General features: G+C 50.7%; 22 protein-coding genes. 2 read left to right on the top strand and 20 right to left on the bottom strand.

What is annotated here, in order from left to right; translation table 11 throughout:
* Positions 1 to 14 precede the first annotated feature (14 nt).
* The 3 genes from WFK81_RS06000 to WFK81_RS05990 form a co-directional block, all read right to left on the bottom strand.
* On the bottom strand, positions 15 to 1193 hold the full coding sequence (locus WFK81_RS06000) for an acetyl-CoA C-acetyltransferase (protein ID WP_336785551.1): 1179 nt from the start codon (positions 1191 to 1193) through the stop codon (positions 15 to 17).
* A gap of 14 nt (positions 1194 to 1207) precedes the next feature.
* A complete protein-coding gene (locus WFK81_RS05995; protein WP_336785550.1) occupies positions 1208 to 2305 on the bottom strand; it encodes an acyl-CoA dehydrogenase family protein in 1098 nt (365 codons plus the stop codon).
* Positions 2306 to 2918: 613 nt separating this feature from the next.
* Entirely contained in the window at positions 2919 to 3686 is a 768-nt protein-coding gene (locus WFK81_RS05990) for a MerR family transcriptional regulator (protein ID WP_336785549.1), read from the bottom strand.
* Positions 3687 to 3841: 155 nt separating this feature from the next.
* Here WFK81_RS05990 and WFK81_RS05985 point away from each other — a divergent pair, with 155 nt between their 5' ends.
* Positions 3842 to 3979, top strand: a complete 138-nt coding sequence (locus tag WFK81_RS05985) for a hypothetical protein (protein WP_164775555.1) — start codon at positions 3842 to 3844, stop codon at positions 3977 to 3979.
* A 39-nt stretch (positions 3980 to 4018) separates the two neighbouring features.
* On the opposite strand, the gene WFK81_RS05980 is transcribed toward WFK81_RS05985, so the two are convergent.
* The 15 genes from WFK81_RS05980 to WFK81_RS05910 form a co-directional block, all read right to left on the bottom strand.
* A complete protein-coding gene (locus WFK81_RS05980; protein WP_336785548.1) occupies positions 4019 to 5020 on the bottom strand; it encodes an ABC transporter ATP-binding protein in 1002 nt (333 codons plus the stop codon).
* Positions 5021 to 5055: 35 nt separating this feature from the next.
* Positions 5056 to 5832 carry an ABC transporter permease gene (locus WFK81_RS05975; RefSeq protein ID WP_336785547.1) on the bottom strand — a complete coding sequence of 259 codons (777 nt, stop codon included), beginning with the start codon at positions 5830 to 5832 and terminating at the stop codon, positions 5056 to 5058.
* The gene (locus WFK81_RS05970) at positions 5829 to 6638 is read right to left on the bottom strand and encodes an ABC transporter permease (RefSeq protein ID WP_336785546.1); all 810 of its coding nucleotides are present in this window, start codon (positions 6636 to 6638) and stop codon (positions 5829 to 5831) included. Before WFK81_RS05970 ends, WFK81_RS05975 begins: the two co-directional genes overlap by 4 nt.
* The gene (locus WFK81_RS05965; protein ID WP_336785545.1) at positions 6635 to 7822 is read right to left on the bottom strand and encodes a serine hydrolase domain-containing protein; all 1188 of its coding nucleotides are present in this window, start codon (positions 7820 to 7822) and stop codon (positions 6635 to 6637) included. The genes WFK81_RS05970 and WFK81_RS05965 overlap by 4 nt, the downstream gene beginning before the upstream one ends.
* A 28-nt stretch (positions 7823 to 7850) precedes the next feature.
* Positions 7851 to 9005, bottom strand: a complete 1155-nt coding sequence (locus WFK81_RS05960) for a serine hydrolase domain-containing protein (RefSeq protein WP_336785544.1) — start codon at positions 9003 to 9005, stop codon at positions 7851 to 7853.
* 198 nt (positions 9006 to 9203) lie between these two features.
* On the bottom strand, positions 9204 to 10004 hold the full coding sequence (locus WFK81_RS05955; RefSeq protein ID WP_336785543.1) for an ABC transporter ATP-binding protein: 801 nt from the start codon (positions 10002 to 10004) through the stop codon (positions 9204 to 9206).
* The gene (locus WFK81_RS05950; RefSeq protein WP_336785542.1) at positions 9991 to 11046 is read right to left on the bottom strand and encodes an ABC transporter ATP-binding protein; all 1056 of its coding nucleotides are present in this window, start codon (positions 11044 to 11046) and stop codon (positions 9991 to 9993) included. Before WFK81_RS05950 ends, WFK81_RS05955 begins: the two co-directional genes overlap by 14 nt.
* Positions 11047 to 11050: 4 nt before the next feature.
* Positions 11051 to 11887 (bottom strand): ABC transporter permease, encoded by an 837-nt coding sequence (locus WFK81_RS05945; protein ID WP_336785541.1) that lies wholly within the window; start codon positions 11885 to 11887, stop codon positions 11051 to 11053.
* A gap of 1 nt (position 11888) precedes the next feature.
* Positions 11889 to 12899, bottom strand: a complete 1011-nt coding sequence (locus WFK81_RS05940) for an ABC transporter permease (RefSeq protein ID WP_336785540.1) — start codon at positions 12897 to 12899, stop codon at positions 11889 to 11891.
* Positions 12900 to 12976: 77 nt separating this feature from the next.
* Complete coding sequence (locus tag WFK81_RS05935; protein ID WP_336785539.1) at positions 12977 to 14815, bottom strand: ABC transporter substrate-binding protein; 1839 nt, start codon at positions 14813 to 14815, stop codon at positions 12977 to 12979.
* A 258-nt stretch (positions 14816 to 15073) separates the two neighbouring features.
* Positions 15074 to 16435 (bottom strand): extracellular solute-binding protein, encoded by a 1362-nt coding sequence (locus WFK81_RS05930; RefSeq protein WP_336785538.1) that lies wholly within the window; start codon positions 16433 to 16435, stop codon positions 15074 to 15076.
* 37 nt (positions 16436 to 16472) lie between these two features.
* Complete coding sequence (locus WFK81_RS05925; protein WP_336785537.1) at positions 16473 to 17768, bottom strand: response regulator; 1296 nt, start codon at positions 17766 to 17768, stop codon at positions 16473 to 16475.
* Positions 17761 to 19500 carry a sensor histidine kinase gene (locus tag WFK81_RS05920; protein WP_336785536.1) on the bottom strand — a complete coding sequence of 580 codons (1740 nt, stop codon included), beginning with the start codon at positions 19498 to 19500 and terminating at the stop codon, positions 17761 to 17763. Before WFK81_RS05920 ends, WFK81_RS05925 begins: the two co-directional genes overlap by 8 nt.
* A gap of 165 nt (positions 19501 to 19665) precedes the next feature.
* Entirely contained in the window at positions 19666 to 19971 is a 306-nt protein-coding gene (locus tag WFK81_RS05915) for a DivIVA domain-containing protein (RefSeq protein WP_015844352.1), read from the bottom strand.
* A 171-nt stretch (positions 19972 to 20142) separates the two neighbouring features.
* Complete coding sequence (locus WFK81_RS05910; protein ID WP_336785535.1) at positions 20143 to 20469, bottom strand: L-rhamnose mutarotase; 327 nt, start codon at positions 20467 to 20469, stop codon at positions 20143 to 20145.
* Between the two features lie 214 nt (positions 20470 to 20683).
* Here WFK81_RS05910 and WFK81_RS05905 point away from each other — a divergent pair, with 214 nt between their 5' ends.
* A complete protein-coding gene (locus WFK81_RS05905; protein ID WP_165930719.1) occupies positions 20684 to 20830 on the top strand; it encodes a hypothetical protein in 147 nt (48 codons plus the stop codon).
* A 94-nt stretch (positions 20831 to 20924) separates the two neighbouring features.
* Here WFK81_RS05905 and WFK81_RS05900 read toward each other — a convergent pair whose 3' ends face one another.
* Together WFK81_RS05900 and WFK81_RS05895 are read right to left on the bottom strand one after the other, a co-directional pair.
* Positions 20925 to 22172, bottom strand: coding sequence for a TolB family protein (locus WFK81_RS05900; protein ID WP_336785534.1), 1248 nt, complete (start codon positions 22170 to 22172; stop codon positions 20925 to 20927).
* Positions 22169 to 23149, bottom strand: a complete 981-nt coding sequence (locus WFK81_RS05895) for a VanW family protein (protein WP_336785533.1) — start codon at positions 23147 to 23149, stop codon at positions 22169 to 22171. The genes WFK81_RS05900 and WFK81_RS05895 overlap by 4 nt, the downstream gene beginning before the upstream one ends.
* Positions 23150 to 23213: the final 64 nt, after the last annotated feature.

The raw sequence follows: 23213 nt of genomic DNA, 5'->3' as shown, positions 1-23213 counted from the left end.
AAGCATCTATCCGATTACGCATCTACCTGAAGCAAAATCGCATCGCCCTGCGCTCCGCCGCTGCAAATCGCCGCGATGCCTAATCCGCCGCCCCTCCGCTTCAGCTCATGAATCAGCGTCAGGACGATTCTGGCGCCGCTAGCTCCAATCGGATGCCCCAGCGCGATCGCCCCGCCGTTGACGTTTACTTTTGCGGGATCCCAGCCAAGCATCTGCCCGCTGATCAGCACCACCGAAGCGAAAGCTTCGTTCACTTCAAATAGATCAATCTTCTCCAGCGGAACTCCCGTCTGCTTCAGAAGCTTGCGAATCGCAAGGGCCGGGACGGTTGCCAAATACGCCGCTTCCGCGCCTGCCGAAGCATGCCCGATTACAGTCGCAAGCGGCTTGATGCCAAGACGAGCGGCTTCCTCCGAAGACATGACCGTCACCGCGGCTGCACCGTCATTCACCCCGGGAGCATTCCCGGCTGTAATCGTTCCGGTCCGATCGAAGGCTGGCTTCAATTTGGCGAGCTTTGCCGCATCTGTATCCGGACGGGGACACTCGTCAACGCTATGCTGCGTACCGTCATCCAAAGCGACGGGAACGATCTCCTCGGCAAAACGGCCATTCTGCTGCGCAGCTACCGCTCGCAAGTGGCTGCGAAGCGCCCAAGCGTCCTGCTCTTGGCGGTCGATATTGAATTCGTCTGCCACCCGGTTGCCAAGCGAGCCCATCGGCACCTGATGGAACGCGCAAAACAAACCGTCATGATTCATCAGATCAACGAGAGCCGTGTTGCCCATTCTAGCTCCCCATCTCGCCGTTGGAACGGCGTAAGGAGTTCGGCTCATACTCTCCATACCGCCTGCCACAACGATCTTAGCATCGCCGGAGCGGACCATTTGATCGGCCATCGTTATGGCCCTCATGCCCGATGCGCAAACCTTGTTTATCGTCTCCGACGGTACTTCCCAGCTTAAACCCGCCAGCCTTGCGGCTTGCCTGGACGGAATCTGGCCGGCTCCCGCCTGAAGCACCATGCCCATAATGACGCCGTCTACTTGACTGGGCGATATGCCGGATCTATGCATGGCGCCTGTAATTGCAGCAGCTCCCAGCTGAACGGCTGGTACGGTTTTGAACTGGCCGCCAAACTTGCCAAACGCTGTTCTTGCTCCCGCTGCGATGACCGACTGACGATTAGACATGCCGCCAGCTCCTCCTATTCCGCCTCTTGGCTTAAAATAGCCGAATACGAATGCTCAGAGGCTGCTTCCAGACTTTTGGCATCCCGCAAATAACGTTCAACGCGGTATTCGCGCATATAACCGTACCCGCCAAAAATCTGTACCGCCTCGGTGGCCGTTACTACCGCGTGTTTTATCGCGTAAAGCTTTGCCATAGCCGCCTTCGCGCAGCCTGACAATCCTCTATCAACGGACCAGGCGGCATCGTAGACGAGCCACCTTGATGCCTCCACATTCGCCGCCATATCCGCCAATTTGAACGCGATGCCTTGCTGGCGTCCAATCGGTTTGCCGAATTGCATCCGTTCTTGGGCGTAAGATAAGGCGGCATCCAATGCCCCCTGGGCAATTCCTGTCGCTTGTGCAGCCGCGCCAATGTCCCGCATTTCATTAATGCCGTTAAATATATCCCTTGCGCACGATTCCGATTTTTCTTTAACTACATTAAATAAATGGCAATGAACGGATTGAAAACGAAGTTCCGCAGTTGGTATCCCCCGCATCCCAAGCTTACTTCTCGATGTCTCGCAGGTAAGGCCGGAACAGTCACCCGGAACGATACCTAACGAGAGCCCTCCGGTCCGATGCCTGATCAGCCCAACATAATCATCCGCTACGCCAGCTAATTCGACGGACGGAAGAAATCCGTCCAGTGTATAAAAGTCTTGGCCCATCCTTTTGCCCCTTAGAGACGGATGCGAATAAGCTATGGTTCCAAGTCTTTCCCCTTTAGTTAATGGCATTAATATTGTTTCGCGCCAGTTATCGCTTCCATGCTTGGCAATTACCCATGCCGCTGTTGTATGCACCTCAAGCACAGCCGAGGTTGAAGCACATACCCGGGCAAGCTCCTCCAGGACGATCGAGTAGGCCAGCATATCGCTCCCCGCTCCGCCCCACTGCTCGGCAATCGGAATCCCCGTTAAGCCCATGGCCGCCATATTGTCGAACAAGCTGCGGTCAAAACGCTCAAGCTCATCTCTGTCAGCCGCCCCCGGTGTAAGCTCGCTTTCCGCAAAATCCCTTACAGCCGCGCGTGTCAGCTCATATTCCTCGTCCAGCTGAAACCTCATCTCCCCTTCCCCCTTTCCGCAAAAGGACAACCTATTCGACGGATTCCGAGCCAATATCAATATATGAAGGAGCCTTACGCTAACATGCCGTAAGCAATAAAAAACCGCAGCCTGCAAGGCTGCGGTGCACAAAGTGAGTGATCGGAGTTTTGACCGATGCCTATAAGGCTGCGGTCAAAACTCCGACAATGCCCTCATTTTTTAAGGCATTGTCAGACTATCGATGAATTCTCTACAATTGAATAGTCTGGCATTACCGTATATATGACCGAATTTACGAGGTTAAGATCCCTAAGGGACCTTAACTCGCTTAGCATGGGTAAAAAGAAAGCCTTTAAGGTCCCTGAGGGACTTTAATAGTCCGTGAGTAGCCCGGCATTACCGTATATATGGCTGAATTCACGAGGTTAAGATCCCTAAGGGACCTTAACTCACTTCGCATCGGTAAAAAGAAAGCCTTTAAGATCCCTCAGGGACCTTAAAGGCCCGTGTATCCTGAATCACCGAATATGGCTGAGACCACTGCTTCAAGCACATGATAAAGCTCTTATAATGAGGGCTTTATCGACACATCCTAAAAGGCTGCGTTTCGCTTAAGTGATGCGTTCTACGGTTAAGGTTGCTTTACGCCCGTATAAATATGAATGGCGTCCCTCAAGAAAGCAGCCGTTCCAGGCTGATCGGTATCGTAGTAGGCGGTGAACCGTTCATCGTCCACATACATTTGGGACAACCCGGCATGAGCCTCCCTCGAGTATTCCTTCCAATAGAACATCAGCCAGCGTTTGTGCAGCTCTGCCGCCTTCTGCGCCAGCTCGCCTGCGGGATCACCGGTTTTGAAAGCTTCCGCCAAGGTTATTTTGATTTCTTCCCCAAGCCGCGTTACTTCATCATACTGCTCCTGCGTCATATTGCTCAGCTTCGCATTGGACGCATTTACCCTGTCATCACCATACTTCTCCCGAATTTCCTTGCCGTATTTCTTCTCGTTCTCATCAATCTGCTTCTGCTTAAAGCCTTCGAATTTCTGCTTGTCGGACATGTTTATTCTCCCTTCCGCATGTTCAATGGATTGCTCGACATTCCGGATAAGGACATCCAGCTGCCGCCTTCTGTCGAGAAGCTGCTCGCGGTGCTCCTTCAGCGCAGTCGACTTATCAAAGGCCGGATCTTGAATGATTTGCCTGATTTGCTCAAGCCCCAACCCAAGCTCGCGAAAAAATAAAATCTGCTGCAGCAGATCCACCTCCGCCTGCCCGTAAATCCGGTATCCGGATGAACTGACTCTTGCCGGCTTTAACAGTCCAAGTTCATCGTAATACCGCAAGGTTCTTGTGCTTACTCCCGCGAGCTGTCCCAGCTTCTGCACGGTATATTCCATATCTGCTCACCTCCCGACAACTTCACTTTACACTTTGACGTAACGTCAAAGTCAACGGCCGTTTTCATTTTTTCTTAGCTTTTTATTTCCTTCATTATACAATGCATGAATTAGCCGAAGCCCGTTCAATCTAGAAAGGTTGGAGGTGAGAAATAATGACAGGACGCAACAACAAGCCAGATAATGACGGACCTGCGGCAAGCCCTTCGCGCCTTGACCAATTCGGCGATAAGCTTGCCGATAATTCCGGATCGGTTCCGAAGAAGAACAGCAACAACAATACTTGCAAATAATTAAAAAAAAGGACTGCCGGCAACGGCAGTCCTTTCCGCTTATGACTTAGCCGCAGCCGACTCCACGGCCGCTTCCGCCATATAAAGCTCTTTCATAATGGATTCAATCGGGATGGCGTCAATCGCCATGTCCACAATGCCATAAACTTCGTTAAACTCCCGGATAAAGCGTTTCAAAGGCAGCGCGCTCGTATCAATCTCCAGCATAAGCTCCAGCGGCCCCTTGCGCTCCGTAACCGTAATTCCCTGGATGCGAATATCCGGAACAACGGATTCCGTCGTCAGGCGGACCGATTTCTTGTCTCCCAGCCTGCTTCTTAACACGCCAAGGGTATCATCTACCACAATCTCGCCATGGTTAATGACGATCACCCGCTCCGCAAGCATCTCGACATCCTCCAGGTCATGCGTCGTTAAAATAAAGGTGACTCCCTGACCGTTCATGCTCCTTATAAACCGGCGGATATTCTCCTTCGCAATCATATCCAGCCCAATCGTGGGCTCATCGAGAAACACAATTTCCGGCCGGTGCAGCATCGCCATAATAAATTCGCATTTCATCCGCTCGCCTAATGACAGCTGACGGGTAGGCTTTCGGATGATGTCGCCAACATCGAGCAGCTCGGTGAGCTCATTTAACGTTGACTGATACTGCCGCTCCGGAACGCCGTATATCGCTTTGTTCATATAAAAGGCATCGACGGGAGGAATATCCCAGAGCAGCTGCGACTTCTGTCCAAAGACGGCCCCAATACGGCCGACATACTGTCTTCTCTGCTTCCATGGGACAAGCCCCAGCGCCTTAACTTCACCCGAGGTCGGATGAAGGACGCCCGTCAGGATCTTGAGCGTCGTTGACTTCCCGGCGCCGTTTGGGCCAAGGAACGCCAGCATTTCTCCTTGCGGAACGGTAAAAGACAAATCATGAACGGCCTTGATTTCCTTCATAGGCCGTTTGATCAAATTGCGCGTCACTTCGCGAAGCGTATGACCGCGTTCATGGGTCATATACGTTTTTGTCAGATTCCTCACTTCAATCATGTTAACCGTCTCCCCTTCATCTCTGCCGCTAGCCGTTAGCCGCCGGCACTTGTATAACCTTTCAGCATCCGGTTCCAATACAGCATCCCGAGCAGCAGGAAACCGGCAGCCGGCAGCAGCGCCCATAGCCCTCCCCAGCCGGTCCGGCCAAGCAGCGCTTCAGCAGGAACAAAAGCGATCAAGCCTACGGGAAGAACGTAAGTTAATACGTTTTGCAGCGATTTCGAGAAGATGGTTCCCGGATACATGCCGAAGCTTGTAAAAGCGTCAAAAATATCGAAGACCCGGCTGCTGCCGACCCAGCGAAACAACATGCCCGACAAGAACAAGGATACCGCGCATAACATCGTAACCGACGCCAGGAACAGCAGTCCGAACTGAAGCCACGCCCACCAGCCGGGCATCTCCATTCCGTTTAAAGCGTATACGAACAGAACCGTTCCGCTGAACAATCTGCCGAAATCATCCGGATCAAAGCCCGTGATCATTGCCATAAGCATAACGGGTCTTGGCCGGAGCAGCAGAAGGTCAAAGGTTCCTTCGCGAACATGGCCTAGCGTTGTGCCTACCATTCCGAAGAAAAATGGAAAGGCGATTCCCTTCGACAAAGCAAACACCGCTTGAATAAGCAGCGCCTCATGCATCGTCCAACCGGGAAACGAAGCGCCGGACTTATACACAAGCAAAGTAACCAGCGGAACGACCAGATCTCCGATAACGAGCATCAGAACACTGATGATAAAATGGCTGCGATACGCCATCTGCTCCGCAAATTTGGTTCGCAGCACAGCGCCAAACAAGGTCTCTCTCATACGCCCACCCCCGTAAATCTCCGCATGGCAGCGTTGTATAGAAAGGTCATGGTTAGCGCAGTAACAGCAACGGCGACGGCTTGCAAGCCTACCGCCTGTGCCAGCGACAAATGAACGCCGGCAAGCTCATAGTCGCCTCCGTATACTCTGGTCGGCAAATAGGTAATAAACTGAAAAGGAAGGAAAAATAATATCTTCTGCAGCACATCCGGGAAAAAGGACAGCGGGATAAACACCCCCGCGCATATATCCTTCAGAAGCAGGAACACGCGCCGGATTCCTTCTGCCCGGATTAGCCAGAAGGCGGTTAGACCAACGCAGTAATTGACCATAAAGTTCATCAGGAAGCTGAAGGCAATCGACAAGACCGCCCAGCCCGGGGCCGCGGGCTGCAGATTTACGCCAAAAACAAAAATAAACAACAGAAGAACGGGCAGCACTTCAACCCAAACCGCAAGCGAGCGATGTCCGATCTTCTGGGCAAGCGCGAACAGCCAATGCGGCAGCGGCCTTAAGGCGAAGGTGACAAACTTCCCGCTGCGCACCAGCATCTGCAGGTTCCAGTCCGCGAAATCAAACGAAATGTAATGTATTAAGCTAGCGACGCCATAATAGGTTAACATCTGTTGATAGGTAAGACCGTTTAAAGTGTCATGTCCCTGGTATACGGCTTTCCAGATAAACACCTGAACCAGGAACATGACAGGACCAACTAGCAGCGAAGCCGCCATATGCGACCGGAACGCCGCCCACTCCTTGTAGGTAGCGAAGCCGATCGCGGCTATGACGGCGCTCAGCCGCTTCACAGCCAGCCGGAGCCGATAATATTTTGCGTGCCGCTAATCGACTCCGGACACCAATCCAGGTTGGACGGCACAAAGAATACAACGACGGATTGATGCTGAGGATCGACAAGAAATTTACAGCGTCCCGCCCCTTCATGGCCGTAGGAGCCAACGGGCAGCCAGTCGTCATGCCCGGTCAGGCTAGCTCCAAGCCCGTAAGTAAAGTTCTTGATTCGCCCACCCCAGCAAAAGCCTTCAATCCCGCTGTTCAGCACATTCGTGGTCATCTTCTCTACCGACTTGCGGGATAAGATTTTGACACCGTCGAGCGTACCGTTGTTAAGCAGCATCTGCCCAAATCGGTACAAGTCGTGCAAGGTGGAATTCATGCCGCCTCCGGCTCTTTGGGGACTGTATTTGCGGTCATGCTTCTTCGTATCCCGGTTCTCCTCATGCTCGTTAATCCAGCATACCTCGCCCAGCAGCTCCTCCGGAATTTCGAAGAACGTACGGTTCATGCCAAGCGGCTTTACGATCTTCTCCATCACATACTGCTCAAACGGAATTCCGCTTGCGCGGGATACAATCTCGCCCAGGACATTAAATCCGGCTGACGAATAGCTCCATTCTACGCCGGGCGCAGATAACGGCTGGCCGGATAAGAGGGCACGAATCCACTGGCTGCGGCGCTCTTTTTCCAGCTCTTCCGGATCCGTAACGGCATCCGGCCCTTCCGTCTCCGGCTCGAAGGCGAACAGCATATCCCACCAGCCTCTCGGATAAGGCTCCTGGAAGTAACCGGGATCCGCCTGAAGACCTGACGTATGGGTCAGCAGATGCCAGATTTGAATTTTCTCGTACGTGGCATTTTTGAATTCCCCAATCCATTCCGAGACCGACTGCCTGAGAAACAGCTTGCCTTGCTCGACCAGCTGGAAGATCGCAGTTGCGGTGAACAGCTTCGTTACCGATGCGATCCTGCGGATCGTGTCGTCCTTGTAGACCGAATCGGGTTCCGTGTATTTGAGCTGTCCGAAGGCGCCTTTTGCGAATACCATTCCATTTGACGAGAGGAGATAAGCCGCGCTTTGAATCTTGTTCTGTTCAATAAGCGACTTGAAATGCTCCTCCAGCCGAAGCCGCGCATCCGGATCAAATCCGGTCTCCTGCGGTTGTATTGCCGTATACACACCCGATGTTGACATGGGCATCCCTCCATTAAAAGGCTAATTATTATTCCAAACCCGACCAGACGATAGCCCGCGGGGTAACAACCGATTCGTTCGTGAAGCCCTTATGGCTTGGAACCAAGAAAGCAAATACCAATTCCTCCACAGGATCCACATATAAGCCGCAGTGACCGTAGCCTTCATGCGAGAAGGTTCCTTTGCTTGCCAGATCAAAATGATCCACCGACCAGCCTAACCCGTATTTGAAATCCGTGTGAAGATTGCCCCAGCCCCTGCTCGTTAAGCCATGCAAATGATTGACCGTTTGCAGCTCAACGGAACGTTTGGACAACACGCGGTTGCCGTTCCCCGTTCCGCCGTCCAGCATCATCTGCCCGAACTTCCACAAGTCCTCAAGCGTCGAATATAGACCGTTGCCTGCGACGTTTGGCATGTCCGCCATCCGCTCGCGAGGCTCGTAAATTTCTCTTTTCTCCCAATCATTCGTACAGCATACGAAGTCCCGTTGTCCCTCGGGCACCTTAAAGAAAGTATTCGTTAAGCCCAGCGGTACCAGAATCTCATCGTGTATGTATTGTTCGTAGGACTTGCCGGATACCCTGGCGATAATCTCGCCCAATACGGCATAACCGCTTGAGCAATAGATCCATTCCTTGCCCGGCATGCGCTGCATGGGACCGGAGATCACAACCTGCAGCCAATTGACATGCGGATAGGCTTCCTTCGCTTCACGCGCCATCCATTCGTACCACGGAAGACCGTAAGGCTCCTGATAAAAGCCAGGATCTCCCTGGAGGCCGGATGTATGGGTGAGCAGCTGGAAAATCGTAATGTTGCGGTGCTTATCGTTATCGAATTCGGGCAGGACCCGGCTGACGGATTCCGTCAGGAAGATTTTCCCCCGGTCTACCAGCTGGTGAATCGCAACTGCCGTAAATACTTTCGTAATCGAGTATATCTTCCGAATGGAATCGGGCAGGAGATCGGCGCTGCCTTCCTCGTGGCGGAGCTTGCCAAGCGATTTCTGCGCGAAAACCTTTCCTTTTCTTGCGATGATGTAACTTGCGGCCTGAATCGTACCGTTTCCGATAATGGAAGCATAATGATCGTCGAGACGGCGAAGATGTTGTCTATCGAAACCGGCTTCCTCCGGACTGGCATTGGTCCAGCCTTCGTAAATGTGAATCATGTCCTGCATTTGAATTGACCCCTCCCTGAATTGGAGAATCATGGAAATGGAAATACATTCCTATTTTAAGGGTACGAATGTTCGTATGTCTATGCCTTTTTCGTGTAAAAATAAAATATATTTTGAGGTTTGTTTAAACCTTTGTACTTTTTCCCTAAAAAAAAAGCAGGACATAAGCACGTGCGTGCTTTGTCCTGCATTTTGCGGTTATGCCAAATTCCAAGACTCATGAATTTTCGGCACGTCGGAGATCAGCTGTTGGGTATACTTGTGCTTCGGATTGATGATAACCTCTTCGGCTTCACCGGATTCGACGATCTGCCCCTTCTCCATAATATAGATCGTATCGCTGACATAATAAGCCAGCCCTACATCGTGGGTGATAAAGATGATCGTCATGTTATTCTCGCTGCGCAGCTTTAGCAGCATATCAAGAATGGTCGACCTCGAGCACGCATCGATCATGGAAGTCGGCTCGTCGGCGATCAGAATTTTCGGATGAAGCATAAAGATCCGGGCGATCATCAGACGCTGCATCTGCCCGCCCGACAGCTCAAACGGATATTTATTATGCAGCTCCTCGAATTTCAAATTAACGAACGAGCAAGCTTCTTTCATCTTGTTGAACTGCTCATCCTTGGCCAGCTTCAATCCACGCAGGGAAATGCAGTCCAGCAGCAGCTTCTCGACCTTATGGAACATATTGAACGATGAGAAAGGGTCCTGGAAGATCGCCTGAATATCCTTCCAATATTTCTTGCGCTCGGCATGATTGCGGAGCTGTCGTGCTTGGCCCTTATAGGTGATCGTACCGTTGGTCTCCTTCAGGAGACCCATTACGATTTTCGCTAAAGTTGTTTTGCCGCTTCCGCTCTCGCCGACGATGGAGACAATCTCGCCCTCATGGAAGGCGAAGTCGACCTCATTAACCGCCAACTTGGTTTTCTTCCCGTAGCCGAATTCCTTCGTGACATTTGTTCCTTGCAGCAATACTTCACCTTTCTTCATTCGCATACCACCCTTTCAAGGTGTCTACATCAAAGATGCAGCGATATACCCGGTCACCTGAATGGCGATTGCCGATCTTGCCGTTTCGGCACGCGTCCGTCGCGAAGGTACAACGGTCCGCGAATCGGCATCCCTCAATAACATGCTTCAAATTCGGTGGAGCCCCCGGAATGGCCGCCAGTTTATGCTCCTTCATCCCTTCCTCCGGCACGATGATGGACCCCATCAACCTTTTCGTATAAGGATGAATCGGGTCGAATATCATCTGATGCGCCGTTCCCCGTTCCACGATCTCGCCTGCATACATGACCATAATATCGTCGGTGACGTGGTATAGCAGCGGCAGCTCGTGAGTAATGAAGACAAGCGATTGAATTAGCTTCTTATCCAGCAGCTCCTTAAGAAGGCGAATGACCGCTTTCTGCGACGTGACGTCGAGCGCGGAAGTCGGCTCATCGGCTACAAGCACCTTCGGGTTAAGAATAGTCGAGATCGCAATGACCGTTCGCTGCTTCATTCCTCCGGAGAGCTCATTCGGATAAGATTTCAACACATCCGGTGAAAGATGCAGCATCGTAAACCGCTCGGCTGCCATTTCGTAGACTTGCTGTTTAGTCAGCTCCGGCCGATGCTCCTTCATCATATCCTCAATGAAATGAATGATCTTTAGAGTCGGATTGAGCGCATTCATGGCAGCCTGCGGAATATAGGCAATTTCCCGGCCCAAAATCATTTTTCTCAGCTGGTCTTTGCTCAGCTTCATAATATCGATGTCATTCACCTTGATTGAACCGCTGCCATAATGAAGCGGGGGAAAATAAAATCCCATCAAGCTTAACGCCAGCGTCGACTTGCCGCAGCCTGATTCACCGGCAATGCCTAGCGTCTTGCCCTCTTCAATGGCAAAGGTTACGCCATCCACGGCATATACGTTTTCTTTAAGCCTTGTTTTATAATACGTCTTCAGCTCCTGCACTTCCAAAATATTCCGCTTCGTCACCGACTCTTGCGCAGCTTCGAATTTGCGTGCATGTTCGCTCATAGGACTAGCTCCTTATTTTGGGATTGAAGATTTCGTCCATGCCCGTATTCATCATGTATAAGGAAAACGTAATAATCGCAATGGCAAACGCAGCCGGGATAAACGCCCACCAGGCACCGGCTACCGGAGCCTCGAACACAAGCGCCCAGTTCATAATAATGCCAAGCGAAATCGTATTGTACGGCCCAAGTCCAAGCATCGAGATGGAAGCTTCCGCCAGAATCCCGGACGCGACCTGCAAAATAAATGCCATAACGACATAAGAAGCAATATACGGCAATATTTCAAACAGAATGATCCGGGGTGTGCTGTGTCCGGATATTTTCGCAATATTGACATGGTCCCGGTTGCGAAGCGAGGTTGTCTGCGCCCTGACGGCCCGAGCTGTCCACGGCCAGCTTGTTAAGCCGATAATCAGCGCCACGATGAGCGAGCTGCGGGAGTTCAGGCTGACGGATATGAGAATAAGAATGATAAATGAAGGAATAACGATGAACATATTGGTCACAGCTGTAAGAATATTATCGATCAGGCCGCCGATATAGCCGGATGCCAATCCGAAGAAGAGTCCGATCACCGTAGCCACAATCCCGGCTACCAATCCCACCATGATGGACGTGCGAATGCCATAGACAAGCTCCAGAAACAAATCTCTTCCGAAATTATCCGATCCCAGCAATAAGCCGTTGCCCGGCGGCTGGAAAGCAAGCGCCATCATGGCCAGCGGGTCGCTCCGATTAATCATGGGATAAACAATCACCAGTAGAATCATTAATGCGGTTGTGATCGCGCCCAGCAAAAACTTCGGGGATCGCATTAGAATGCCCATCGAATGCGCCATATCAGTTCTCCTCCATCTGTGCTGCTTTAATGCGCGGATCTACGATACCGTAAATGATTTCGATCGTAAAATTCGCAAGCAATACGGTTATGGCAATGAGCAGTGTGCATCCGGAGATCAGCGGATAATCCAGCTGACGGATTGCGGTAAACAGCCATGTTCCGATACCCGGATAGCTGAAGACGATCTCGCAGATCAGGGATCCGCCGACCATTGTCCCGATTGACAGAGCGAGGCCCGTAATTTGCGGCAGCATCGCATTCTTGAATACATAACGTGCGACACGTGAATCCCGTATTCCGAGCAGCTTGCTGTAGAGCACATAATCGGAATTCAGCTCGTAGATGGACATCTCCCGCATTCCGATCGCTTGTCCCCCAATCGTCACAAGCACGATCGATAGGAAAGGAAGAGTATGATGACGGACGACCGACAAGAAGAAGTCCCAGCTTAGATGCGGTACCATCTGAAAATCATAGCCTCCCGACAGCGGGAACCATTTCAGCGTAATGCCGAATAAGTAGAGCATGATGATGGCGAGCGTGAAAAAGGGGATTGAGTTGACGAACAAGGCCACCGGGAACAGCGCTCGATCAAATACCCCTTTCCGGTATGCCGCTACCGCGCCGAGCACATTACCCAGAATCCAGCCGACCAGAATAGCCGGAAGCTGCAGACCAACCGTCCAAGGCACGGCGGAAGCCAGGATGTTTGACACTTTCCGCGGATACAATCCGAATGATGTACCAAGATCGCCCATGAACAATTTCTTCAAATAGATGCCGAACTGAACGATGATGGGCTTATCAACGCCAAATTCCTTCATGAAATTGTCGTAAACCTTTTTGATGGAATCGCTGTCCGTCATCCCTTGCGATACTTGCGAAGCTATCGTACTGACGGGATTGCCTTCTATTAATCTAGGAAGCATGAAATTCAAGATAAGCGCAATGAGCAGCGTCAGAAGATACCAGCCGGATTTTTTCACGAAATATCGGGTATAAGCATTCAAACGGAACTCACCTCCGTAAAAGGATTTTGTCAATGAGGGCCTATACCGGGGATACCCCAATACAGGCCCAGACGGGATTAATTCGTAATTTGATACAAGGCTCGAATGCCTGCCCCGTCCATCGCGATTTGCGGAGGAATGTTGCTGCCGTCCCCGTCTACAGGGAAGCCCTTCCACACGGACTCATTGACGGTATAGAACACCCAAGGACGATACATAAGCGGAATAGACGGTACGTCTTTCAGCCAAATTTGAGTCAGCTCCGTGTACAGGGACTTCGCTTCGGCGCCGTCTACCGTCGGAATTTTATCGATGATTTGATCGGCTCTGTCGTTTTTGTAGCGGCCCCAGTTCCAGAATGCCATCTCTCCGACCGGCGCCACGCCTTTGGAGTACATGATCGTTCTAGCGCGGTTCCAAGGGTTGCTTGGCGTTACGTTGCCGGAAGGCGTATTCATAATGATGTCAAACTTGCCGGTCTGCAGATCATTCGTCCATACCGGCGCTTCAGGGAATTTGGTCCGGATCTCGATCCCGATTGCTTTCGCGCTTTGCGCTACGATCTCAAGCGCCGCGTTCCAGTCCGACCAGCCATACGGGCATTCCACGTCGAAAGGTCCAAGACGAACGCCGTTTAATACGCGGATACCGTCCTTGCCTTTCTTCGCGCCGATACTGTCGAGCAGCTTATTGGCAGCATCGATATCAGTCGTCCATTGGAGCGACTTGATCGCGTCCTGATCGACCATCTGCGATTCAGCCGGTGTATCGAGCGTTAGCGACGGCTTCATATCGGCCGAATAGCCGCTCATGGCCAGCTGCGATATTTTTTTGTAGTCGATGGCCATAGCAATCGCTTTGCGAACATCAGCCTGGTCGAGTCCCTTTTTCGAAATGTTAAAGAAGATCGAAGGCATGGAGCCCGGCAGATAATACGGCGCGTCCTTCAGATAGGTTTTGACCGGTGCGCCGCCCTCCCACATTTTCCACACTTGAGGCGTGAACTGCTGCGAGACGTCTACTTGGCCATTCTTGAAGGCAAGATCGCCTGCGGCATTATCTTTATAAATGACGTGAGTGATATATTTAGGCGCCGGCAGCTTGCCGAACAATGCTTTGCCCCAATAGTTGTCATCGCGTACGACTGTAATTTTTTGATCGTTATAGAAATACAATTTGTACGGTCCGCTGCCGATCGGGTTTTCGTTGAATTCCTTGCGGATTTCTGCCAGATCGTTATTCGCTTTGGATTCAATCGCTTCCCATACATGCTTCGGAAGCATCGGGATCATCTCGATACTTTCGGTAACGGTCAGCTTATTCGGGTTGGCCGGATTCAGTACGATATTGACCGCGTTTGGTCCATCGGCCGTTACATCCTGAATATAGTCCCAATAGCTGCTCCAGTTGATTTTGTACTTCTGGCCAAGCTTATACGTGTACACGACGTCATCTGAAGTGAAAGGTGTTCCATCGCTCCATTTGGCATCCTTATTCAGCTCGATGCGCAGCGTTTTATCGTCCGTCCAGGAATAGTTGGAACCGAGCAGCGGCTCCAGCTTGCCGTCGTTCATGTTAATCATGAACAACGTTTCGTAAACCAGCTCGCGCGAGTTCCCGTAGTTGATCGGGAACGCCGGGTTGCCGCTAAGCAGGTTGAAGTTCGTTGGCGCCCCCCACTGCAGGCCGCTGATATAAAGCGTCTCGTTCCGCGGGGTCTCCTTGGCATTATTAGACGCGGAATCGTCTTCCTTCTGTCCTTCGGGAGTTGCCGTCGGCTTATCTGCAGGCTTATCCGTAGGCTTGTTCTGTGTTGTTTCCTTAGGCGGTGAATTTTGGGAATTGGTACATGCGGCAAGCATCGAGACTGACATCAGCAAGGCTAACAGCGCAGCGGTTATCGCTCTCTTTTTCATAGGACCTCTCCAATCGTTGAATGATGATCATCCCTCGTTCAGAACCTGTCAAGCCGTCTTTCCTTTTGCTCCCCCATACCCCTTTCCGCTTTATTTTTCATGAAAAGTAATCGCTTACATTTATAACTATAAAGGCCGCTCGAGGGAGCGATAATCCCTATATTTTTGTGATTATATCTAGTTTTTCGTGTTCCTCTGCACCATGCACATAAGCAGGATACAAGGTGAAAAGGCTATCGCCGTCAAAAAAAAAAAAAGTTATTCGCCTTCCGGCGAATAACGGTCGTAACGGTATGCGGCTTCAATCTTGCTTGCGGCTTCATAGGGAGAAAGCGTAGAACCCGGCCGTATCAGCTGTTGAAGTTCATTATTCAATTCCTGAACGACTTCAGGCGGCAGCCTCACATCGTATACCGGCGTAAGCTGGACGCCGTCCAGCAAGACGAGGTACTCGCTGAATAAGGACGGTTCGGTTTGATCGCGGATGGTCGCATAGGAGCCAGAGATATCCCCTTTCGCTGCCATCTCATTCGCCGCGGTATCGCCAGTCAGCTCCTTTACCAGCTTAACGGCCGCCTGCAGCTTTTCCCCTTTCAGATTGGCATTCAGAGCAAATGCCCAGCCGGAGCCGCCGGACGAAGACATCGCTTCGCCTAGTCCTCCAGGAACCTGCGGCAGAACAGCCAAATGCGTCTGTTCCAGAATGGACGGGGGCGCATCTGTAATAACGGAAGAAACCGCCCAGCCTCCTTCCATGAACATTGCGGCCTTGCCTTTGTAATAGGCCTCGCGCTGCTGAAAATTATCGAGCCGATTCATGTCTTCATTGAAGGCTCCTGCCTTCGAAAGCTGCTTGACCGCTTCTAACGCACGAACGAATGACGCGTCTGTGAACGAAGCACCCGTACGGTTCGCAATGCTGTCAAACCATGGTGTGCCTGTAAACCGGTCGCCAAGCGCACTAAGCAGACAAGAGCCTGCCACCCATTGATCCTTGTTTCCCATCGAAATCGGGATAATGCCAAGTGCCCGGATCCGAGGGATGGCATCCATGAAATCCTCCCAAGTTGATGGGAAAGACGAATAGCCTGCCCGCTTAAAAATATCCGCATTATAGTAAATGACCGACGTCAGCGTCATTTGCATCGGTATTCCGGCAGTGATCCCGCCGAATCGGAAATCGTCGAACGAATCCGGCCGAAAGCCTTTATTCCATTCGGGATCCTGCTCCAGCAGCTGATCGACCGGCATGATCAGACGGTTGTCCAGCAGCATTTTTGCATCGGAGCCAAGCATCATGAACACATCCGGAAGCGCATTGGCCGCGGCAAGCGTTTTTATCTTCACCTTGAGCGATGCATTGTCGAGAATATCCTCGTTTAGCGTAATCGAAGGGTTATCCTGAATAAAACGCTCGACGAGAGATCGGTGAACCATATCGACTGCGGTTGTGGAGGTTGCCGTCCATGAATGCGCCAGCGTTAAAGTGATATTTGGGTTCTGATCGAATGATGCCAGAGTATCGCTATCGGATTCAAACGAATAAGGTAAGCCGGCACAGCCTCCTAGAAACAGGCTTATGCAGCAAATGATCGGGGCTAGCTGCGAAGCTCGGAACACGTCAATCCCTCTTTTCGCGGAAGAAGAATGGGAATTACTATTGATTCCGGTAGTCTCTTGGCGACAAGCCGGTATGCCGTTTGAACATCATGGAAAAATATTTGTAATCCGGATAGCCTACCCGGTCGGCAACCTCATACGTCTTCATCCAAGTATGGCGCAGCAGCTTCTTCGCTTCCTCCATACGCAGATGGTTCAGCCATTTGATGAAATTAACCCCCATCTCCTCCTTGAATACTTTGCTCAGATGGGCAGGCGTGACGCAGACTTGAGACGCTACCTCGTTTAATCCAATCGGCTGGCCGTAATTCTTGGTCATATAGAGAATTGCTTCTTTTACGATTTTGGGCGAATGACCGGTAAGCGCAGGCTCGATTTGCATGGCATGTTTTTTAGTTGAAGCCTCCCATATGGGCTCAGTCCAGTCGATCACTTCGTTTTTCCCTTGAAGGCTCTTCCGGGATAAAGCGCGGCACGCCGATTGATAGCTGCATGCGATGCTCTCTAAGCTATCAACCGGTTCGCCAATCCCGACAGATACGGATAATTTTAAGAAGCGCTTTAGATTAGCTTGAATCGCTTTACAAGCATCAAGCACCGTATCGGCCCCGGAAATATTGGCTAGAAGGACCATTCTCCCCGACTTATGCAAGCTAAGAAAACCTGGGAACCAGTCAATCATCGTTTCCTCGGCAATATTTAAGCACGCAAAAAATTTGCGTTCCTCCATCTCTGCCGCCGCAGGTACCGCGGCATCATCCACAGCATCCAATTCAATTACGGCCAATTGATAACGGGGCCCTCTTAAAGGAATCTGCAAGGCCGTCGCTTTCTGAAGCAGCTCATCGCCGACTGTCTTTCCTCCGATTAGTTCATACATCAATTTGGAGCGCATCTGCGGCTTATGCTCATTGATCAACATGTTCCGGTACCGCTCGCCCTGTTCGGCTATTCTTTTGCAGTGCTGCTGCTCGCGTATTTCCGTCAACGTCAAGACGAGCTTCTCTGCCAAAACCGGCTTGAGCAGATAATGCCTGACACCGATTGCCATCGCCTCTTTCGCATATTGAAAATCCTCATAGCCGCTAAGCAGCACCATTTCAACGTCCGGCCGTTCGTTTCTAACCCGTCTGGCTAATTCGATACCGGACATGACAGGCATCTTAATGTCGCTCAAGATTAGGTCAACTCGATGCTCCTGCAGCATATTCCATGCCTCTTGGCCATTCCTGGCTTCCAAGGTGAACGCAATACCATGCTCCTCCCACGAAATGGACGTCATAATCCCCTTGCGGACAATTCGATCATCGTCGACCAGCATCACCTTAAGCATCCTGAGCCATCCCTTTCTCGTAAGGTTGCCGTACCGTTACAGTCGTTCCGCGGTGCAGCTCGCTGTGAAATTCGACACCAAAGCGGCTGCCGTAATTGAGTCGGATCCGGTCATGAATGTTACGAAGGCCAAGTCCCGTTTCCTCCGAGACGGCATCACGGAGACGGGCTTGAATAATCGTCTCATCCGTTCCCGCGCCATCATCGCTTACCCGATAGATCAACTCATCACCCTCATGGTCGATCACGATGGCGACCCGCCCGTTTCCGCCTTGTGCTTCAATGCCATGCCGAATCGCATTTTCCACAATCGGTTGAAGAACCATTTTGGTTACAGGGCAAGCCAGTGTGTCGTCAGCAACTTCTATTGTAAAGGTAATAGTCTCCTCGTAACGCTTCTGCTGAATCTGGATATAATGGCGGATATGTTCAACCTCTTTGGCTACAGTCGTATATCTGCTGCCGCGATTAAGCCCGATGCGGAATAGCTGGGACAGCGAGTTAATCATAGTGGAGGTCTCGAACGCCTGCTCCATCCTGCTCATCCAATAGATCAAATCCAGCGTATTGTATAGAAAATGCGGATTAATCTGCTCCTCCAGCACCTTCAGCTCCGCTTCCTTCTGCTTGATGTTGGACACATGCACTTCATTGATCAGCTCGTTGAGCCTATGAGACATTTGGTTGAAGCTGCGGGCCAAGGAGGCGATTTCGTCATTGCCGGTCACTTTCATTTCCAGATTGAAATTTTCCCGCTCTACCTGCTTCATTAATCCTTTGATCTGCTTGAGAGGCTTTAGCACGCGCGAGGCAAACAGGGCAATAAACACGCCGCATATGAGAAGTCCGATCAGGATGGAGTAAACCGTCACCCACTTGATGACATTGCCTGGCTTGGCAATCCAGGCATTTGGGGTCAGCTCGACGATCTCCCAGTCCCAATCCTCAAGCCTGTAATAAATCGCAAGATAAGACTCGCCACCGACATTAGTATTATAGTAGCCTTCATTGTTCCGCTTTGAAGCAAGCTTGAATTGTCCGGAGTCCAGCTCGGTCCCGATGTCTTCATCGTTTAATGCAGAAAGGATAACCCCGTTCTCGTCGAGCAGATAGAAGAGGCTGCCAGGCTGAAGCTTCGTCTTATATAAACTCCTGATGCTGCTCTCTAGAATATTGATCTTGACCAGTCCGGTCTGTCGGCTTATCTGATTCATATCTCTTAGCTGCCTCACCATAGAGATGACCTTAACCGGCTTGTTCTGCACGTTTAACGTATCGTAATACCAGCTTTCTTTTCCTGCAAGCGCTTTCGTTTTCTTGGACATCGCTTCCGTCACCACATTTATAGCTCCCCGATTATCGACGCCATCGCCGGAGAGGTCCTCCAAATAGATTGAGAACATATAGGGCTTGTTGAACATCTGCTCATTCAGCAGCGCGAGCAGCTTCGAGAGAAGCTCCCTTTTTCTTGCGTCCTCCGTATTCAAGTAGGAGGCAATCGTTTGATTCTGGATGAGGTTAAGCGAGACGGTGTTGACATCGTTCATAATGAAATGCAGGGTCTCCGATATTTGTTTCGCGTTGGTCAGATTCATGGCAATCACCTGGCTGCGGATCACCTTGGCTGATTCATAATACATGAAGCCGCTGACGATAATGATGGGCAGCACCGTGAGCACGATAGAGAAGAGAAGAACCTTGGAACGGAGGCTAATAAAACGTTTTGCAACCACGCGGGATCGATCACCACCCAAATAGGTCTGATGATTGATCAATTCGCCGGGAGGCTTCCAACCTCCTGTGTTGTATCCTAAATTTATAAAAAAATAAAGAGACAAAAAGCCGCTTAAGCTCTAACCGAATTAGAGCGAAGCGGCTTTTAATGTTCACCATGCAATTTAGAATACGCGCGGGCGAAGCGTTTCTCTCTTTTCCCCGAATACGCGCTGCTCGAGGTCTTCCAAGCGGCGTTTGATCATAAAGTAATCGAAGGCTTCCTTATCCTTCATCAATTCTTTATGTATGTTCGCCAAATCAGCTTCAAACTTTACGATCAGCTCCTGCATGCGGCTGTAATCCTTGATAATCTCGTCGAGGAATTCATCCACCTGCTCTTGGCTGTAGCCCCTCATCTTTTTCTCGAATTGCTTAGCATGTATGATTTGTGCTGTTAATTGAATACCGTATTGACTCAACTCGCTCATGGTATAACTGCTCCTCTCGAACTCGATAAAAATGACACCTCATCTATAATACGACGATTTTCGACTTTCTGCAAAGCCGCTCTCTTCCAGAAACAAAAAAGGACCGCTTAACGCCAGATCGCGTCAAGCAGTCACGGATAAGTTCAATTCATTATTTCAGATTAATTTTGATTATTTCAGGTAAAAGACTTCTCTTAACGGACGGATCGGTTCCGCTTCCCGGAAATCGAATGAACCCTCCACCATTTGCGAGGTGATGGCGTTCCAACGGTTGCAAGGCTCGCTTTCGGCTATAATGCCGAACGCCCTCTCGACATCATCGCATTCGAAGCAGTAGAAAAACTGGTTGCCATTTTGGAAGATCGAATAATTCCGAATGCCCGCGCGCGAATGCTCTTCCATAATTTCAGGCCAAGGAGCCAAATGCATGGCTACGTATTCCTCAAGCATTTCCTCCTTGATTTTCCAGGTCCAAGCGAATTTATTGCTGTTCTCCATTTGCTACCTCTCCTTCTCAATCCTTCATTGCCGAAACGCCCATCTTGCCCTTAACCATGAAGACGTTTACAAAAATGCTGACAGGTTCAATATAGGCTATCCATGTCATGGTGTAAAGAGAAGATTTTTCGAGCGATATTCGGCGCGGCCTGCGGGCAATCTAATTTGGCCACAGGATGTAGGCGCCATTCTATCGCAGGGAGGAATAACAAATATGTCGCATAATAAACGACGCTCTTTCCAAGGTAAAATGCATGCACTGCAGTTCAACTCGCTGGAAGCTGAAAATAATGTGGCGGGCTCAACGGACCGGAACCGCAACCAAAAAGGCCATGTTCCGAACAGCCCTTCGACTGGCTAGGTATTCCGTTAAGCCCATGGTTGAAGCAAGGAACGAAGAGCTCCGTCATTGGAGCTCCTTTCGTTCACTTGTGCATCTACGCTCATGCCAATTTCTATTTCGAATAGTCAATCATCTCGCCCCAGTTGGCCCTGCCGTAATAATCTTCGGCAACGGTCAGCTTCGTGATCCAGGACAAGGACCGTCTTGAACCCGGTTTGATCAGCTTTACTTCCGCGGAGCCCTGACCGGACTGTACAAAAGCTACCATTCCGTTATTCATGATTGTTGGCGCATAATCGCCATAGCCGTTAATGCTTCGCGTCAAATTTTTACTCTGGCCGGTACGAAGATTGACCTTGGCAAGCAGAGGCAGTGATCTGTCCTCTTCATCGCCCGACCAGGCCGCTTCCTTCCTTCGGGATACAATAATCGCTTCCTCGCGGTCCCAAGTAAAGTCGTTATCGGCATATCCGTTAGGCGTAAGTACACGCTTCTTGAGCGATGGAATATCGTCCAATATGGTCAGTTTCTTATTCGTTGTTGCTTCTCTGCCCGTACCTTCAATGAAGGCTAACTGGCCGTTTGAAGGCGCCCATTGAAACCAATCCTTATAGCCTAACATTTGACCTGCTTTCACAAAGCTTTGGCCATTCGAAGACAGCAGGATTAACGTGTTGGCATCCGCAGAAAAGGAAGCGGTTGGCTTCGCAATAAACGCAATCCATCTTCCGTCCGGTGACCATTTAAACGGGCTTGTCTGAATCGCGAAAAAATCATCCGATTGGGGTGGCAACCGGTAAAACAACTGCTTCGACCATGCCCCTTCCGCACCGTTAGGCTTTAATACATACAGCTCAATTGGAGACCAGCCTCCTTCCGGACGCAGCTCCGCCGCCGTCGATACAAGCAGTCCGCTGCCGTCCGGCAGCCACGAGAACTCCCCTGCATTCTCCATAACATGGTTCTGTGCATGGTCGCTTGGCCTGTCGGCAGACATAACGCTGAGCGTTCTCCCCGACAATATGGCCAATCGATAGTCATTGGGAGCCCATTTGGCATTCGTTCCTTCTCCCAGCCTGCGCATGCCGCCGGTTGCGGCTTCATAGGTCCATACTTCAGGACGGTTCTCATCCCGGAGGAAGGTCATCCATCTTCCGTCACTCGACCACTGAGGACTCCGGATATATTCTTCCTTAGTCAGCGGCTTCTGAATCTCTTCGATGGCCAGCCATAAATTGTTGCCCCGGATAAAAGCAGCCTGAAGCGCTTCCCGTTCCCCTTCAGCCGCCGCGCTCGTCACAGCCAGCAAGGACGAACTGACAACAACCGAGATAATTAATGCTGTTAACTTTCTAATCACGGAAGCAACTCCGTCCCTTCATTAACGTCATGTCGCTGGGATTTGAACGCGACTTCCTCCGGAAGCTTCTTCGACATGCTCGGAATATCACGATGCTTGTACTCAATCAACTCAGACGAGTAAACGGACACAAAGACACGCCCGCTGCCGGCGAAAGCGCGGATCAGAATAGGCTGATTGTATTGATTCTTGAATACGAAATCCGGTCCGTCCCAGCTGACCGTCGCATCGCGGCCAGGCATTACATAGGGCACATGACGGCTGTGCGAGTACCGCTGAATGATTTTGAGCCCTGCACTGTCGATGGCATTAAATAAAGTGGAAGATACCTGACAAATCCCTCCCCCTACTCCTTCGGACAATTCGCCCCGGACAATAATCGGAGCACTCCTATATCCCTTCTCGGCGGTTCTTGGTCCCACTGTGCGGTTAAACGAGAACGTCTCGCCGGGAAAAACAACGATATTGGAAATCGCTTTTGCCGCCAAGGAAATATTATGGGAACGGTTTTTATTATTGCTATTGTAATACGTGACATAGTGGCCAATCGCTTTTTCCTTTATGCTGGCAAGCAATTCGCTGTCCACCTTCGCGTACACATGGGTCAAAGGGATATCTATGGTTGACGGCTCGTTATTAAAGAAATAGCCGTAGAATTGCTCGGCAAATCGATCACGGTCCAGCTTATAGCCGGATTGCTCCTGTATAATGTTCCCCATCTCCCCGATATAAGCGTTGACGGGCGGTACATTAATCCTTTTTTCCAGTTTGGACTGCAATTTATCGAATTTTCCGATATCCAGAAAGGACGTTCCAGGAAGTCCGTACTCCTCCCGCTTGATCTTTGCAAGCGGTTGTCCGCGAAATTCAATGGTTAATTGTTCAGGTACAATATAAGGCTGCTGAGGCTGTACAGGTTGCGTAGGCTGCTGCAGCAAGATAGCAAGTCCCGCTATCCAGATTCCGTTTAATCCCATTCGTCATTTCTCCTATCGTCACATAAGCGCTTATTCAGCCGAGAATAATAATGGACAAGGGATA

The sequence above is a fragment of the Paenibacillus sp. MMO-177 genome (assembly GCF_037147795.1).
In the GTDB taxonomy this organism is placed as follows: domain Bacteria; phylum Bacillota; class Bacilli; order Paenibacillales; family Paenibacillaceae; genus Pristimantibacillus.
This window is presented reverse-complemented; position numbering and strand designations above follow the sequence as displayed.

What these genes read in the sequence shown, in the direction of transcription:
- WFK81_RS06000 (WP_336785551.1), bottom strand. Translation starts at nt 1,193, where the DNA reads ATGTCTAATCGTCAGTCGGTCATCGCAGCGGGAGCAAGAACAGCGTTT.
- WFK81_RS05995 (WP_336785550.1), bottom strand. Translation starts at nt 2,305, where the DNA reads ATGAGGTTTCAGCTGGACGAGGAATATGAGCTGACACGCGCGGCTGTA.
- WFK81_RS05990 (WP_336785549.1), bottom strand. Translation starts at nt 3,686, where the DNA reads ATGGAATATACCGTGCAGAAGCTGGGACAGCTCGCGGGAGTAAGCACA.
- WFK81_RS05985 (WP_164775555.1), top strand. Translation starts at nt 3,842, where the DNA reads ATGACAGGACGCAACAACAAGCCAGATAATGACGGACCTGCGGCAAGC.
- WFK81_RS05980 (WP_336785548.1), bottom strand. Translation starts at nt 5,020, where the DNA reads ATGATTGAAGTGAGGAATCTGACAAAAACGTATATGACCCATGAACGC.
- WFK81_RS05975 (WP_336785547.1), bottom strand. Translation starts at nt 5,832, where the DNA reads ATGAGAGAGACCTTGTTTGGCGCTGTGCTGCGAACCAAATTTGCGGAG.
- WFK81_RS05965 (WP_336785545.1), bottom strand. Translation starts at nt 7,822, where the DNA reads ATGTCAACATCGGGTGTGTATACGGCAATACAACCGCAGGAGACCGGA.
- WFK81_RS05960 (WP_336785544.1), bottom strand. Translation starts at nt 9,005, where the DNA reads ATGCAGGACATGATTCACATTTACGAAGGCTGGACCAATGCCAGTCCG.
- WFK81_RS05955 (WP_336785543.1), bottom strand. Translation starts at nt 10,004, where the DNA reads ATGAAGAAAGGTGAAGTATTGCTGCAAGGAACAAATGTCACGAAGGAA.
- WFK81_RS05950 (WP_336785542.1), bottom strand. Translation starts at nt 11,046, where the DNA reads ATGAGCGAACATGCACGCAAATTCGAAGCTGCGCAAGAGTCGGTGACG.
- WFK81_RS05945 (WP_336785541.1), bottom strand. Translation starts at nt 11,887, where the DNA reads ATGGCGCATTCGATGGGCATTCTAATGCGATCCCCGAAGTTTTTGCTG.
- WFK81_RS05935 (WP_336785539.1), bottom strand. Translation starts at nt 14,815, where the DNA reads ATGAAAAAGAGAGCGATAACCGCTGCGCTGTTAGCCTTGCTGATGTCA.
- WFK81_RS05925 (WP_336785537.1), bottom strand. Translation starts at nt 17,768, where the DNA reads ATGCTTAAGGTGATGCTGGTCGACGATGATCGAATTGTCCGCAAGGGG.
- WFK81_RS05915 (WP_015844352.1), bottom strand. Translation starts at nt 19,971, where the DNA reads ATGAGCGAGTTGAGTCAATACGGTATTCAATTAACAGCACAAATCATA.
- WFK81_RS05910 (WP_336785535.1), bottom strand. Translation starts at nt 20,469, where the DNA reads ATGGAGAACAGCAATAAATTCGCTTGGACCTGGAAAATCAAGGAGGAA.
- WFK81_RS05905 (WP_165930719.1), top strand. Translation starts at nt 20,684, where the DNA reads ATGTCGCATAATAAACGACGCTCTTTCCAAGGTAAAATGCATGCACTG.
- WFK81_RS05895 (WP_336785533.1), bottom strand. Translation starts at nt 23,149, where the DNA reads ATGGGATTAAACGGAATCTGGATAGCGGGACTTGCTATCTTGCTGCAG.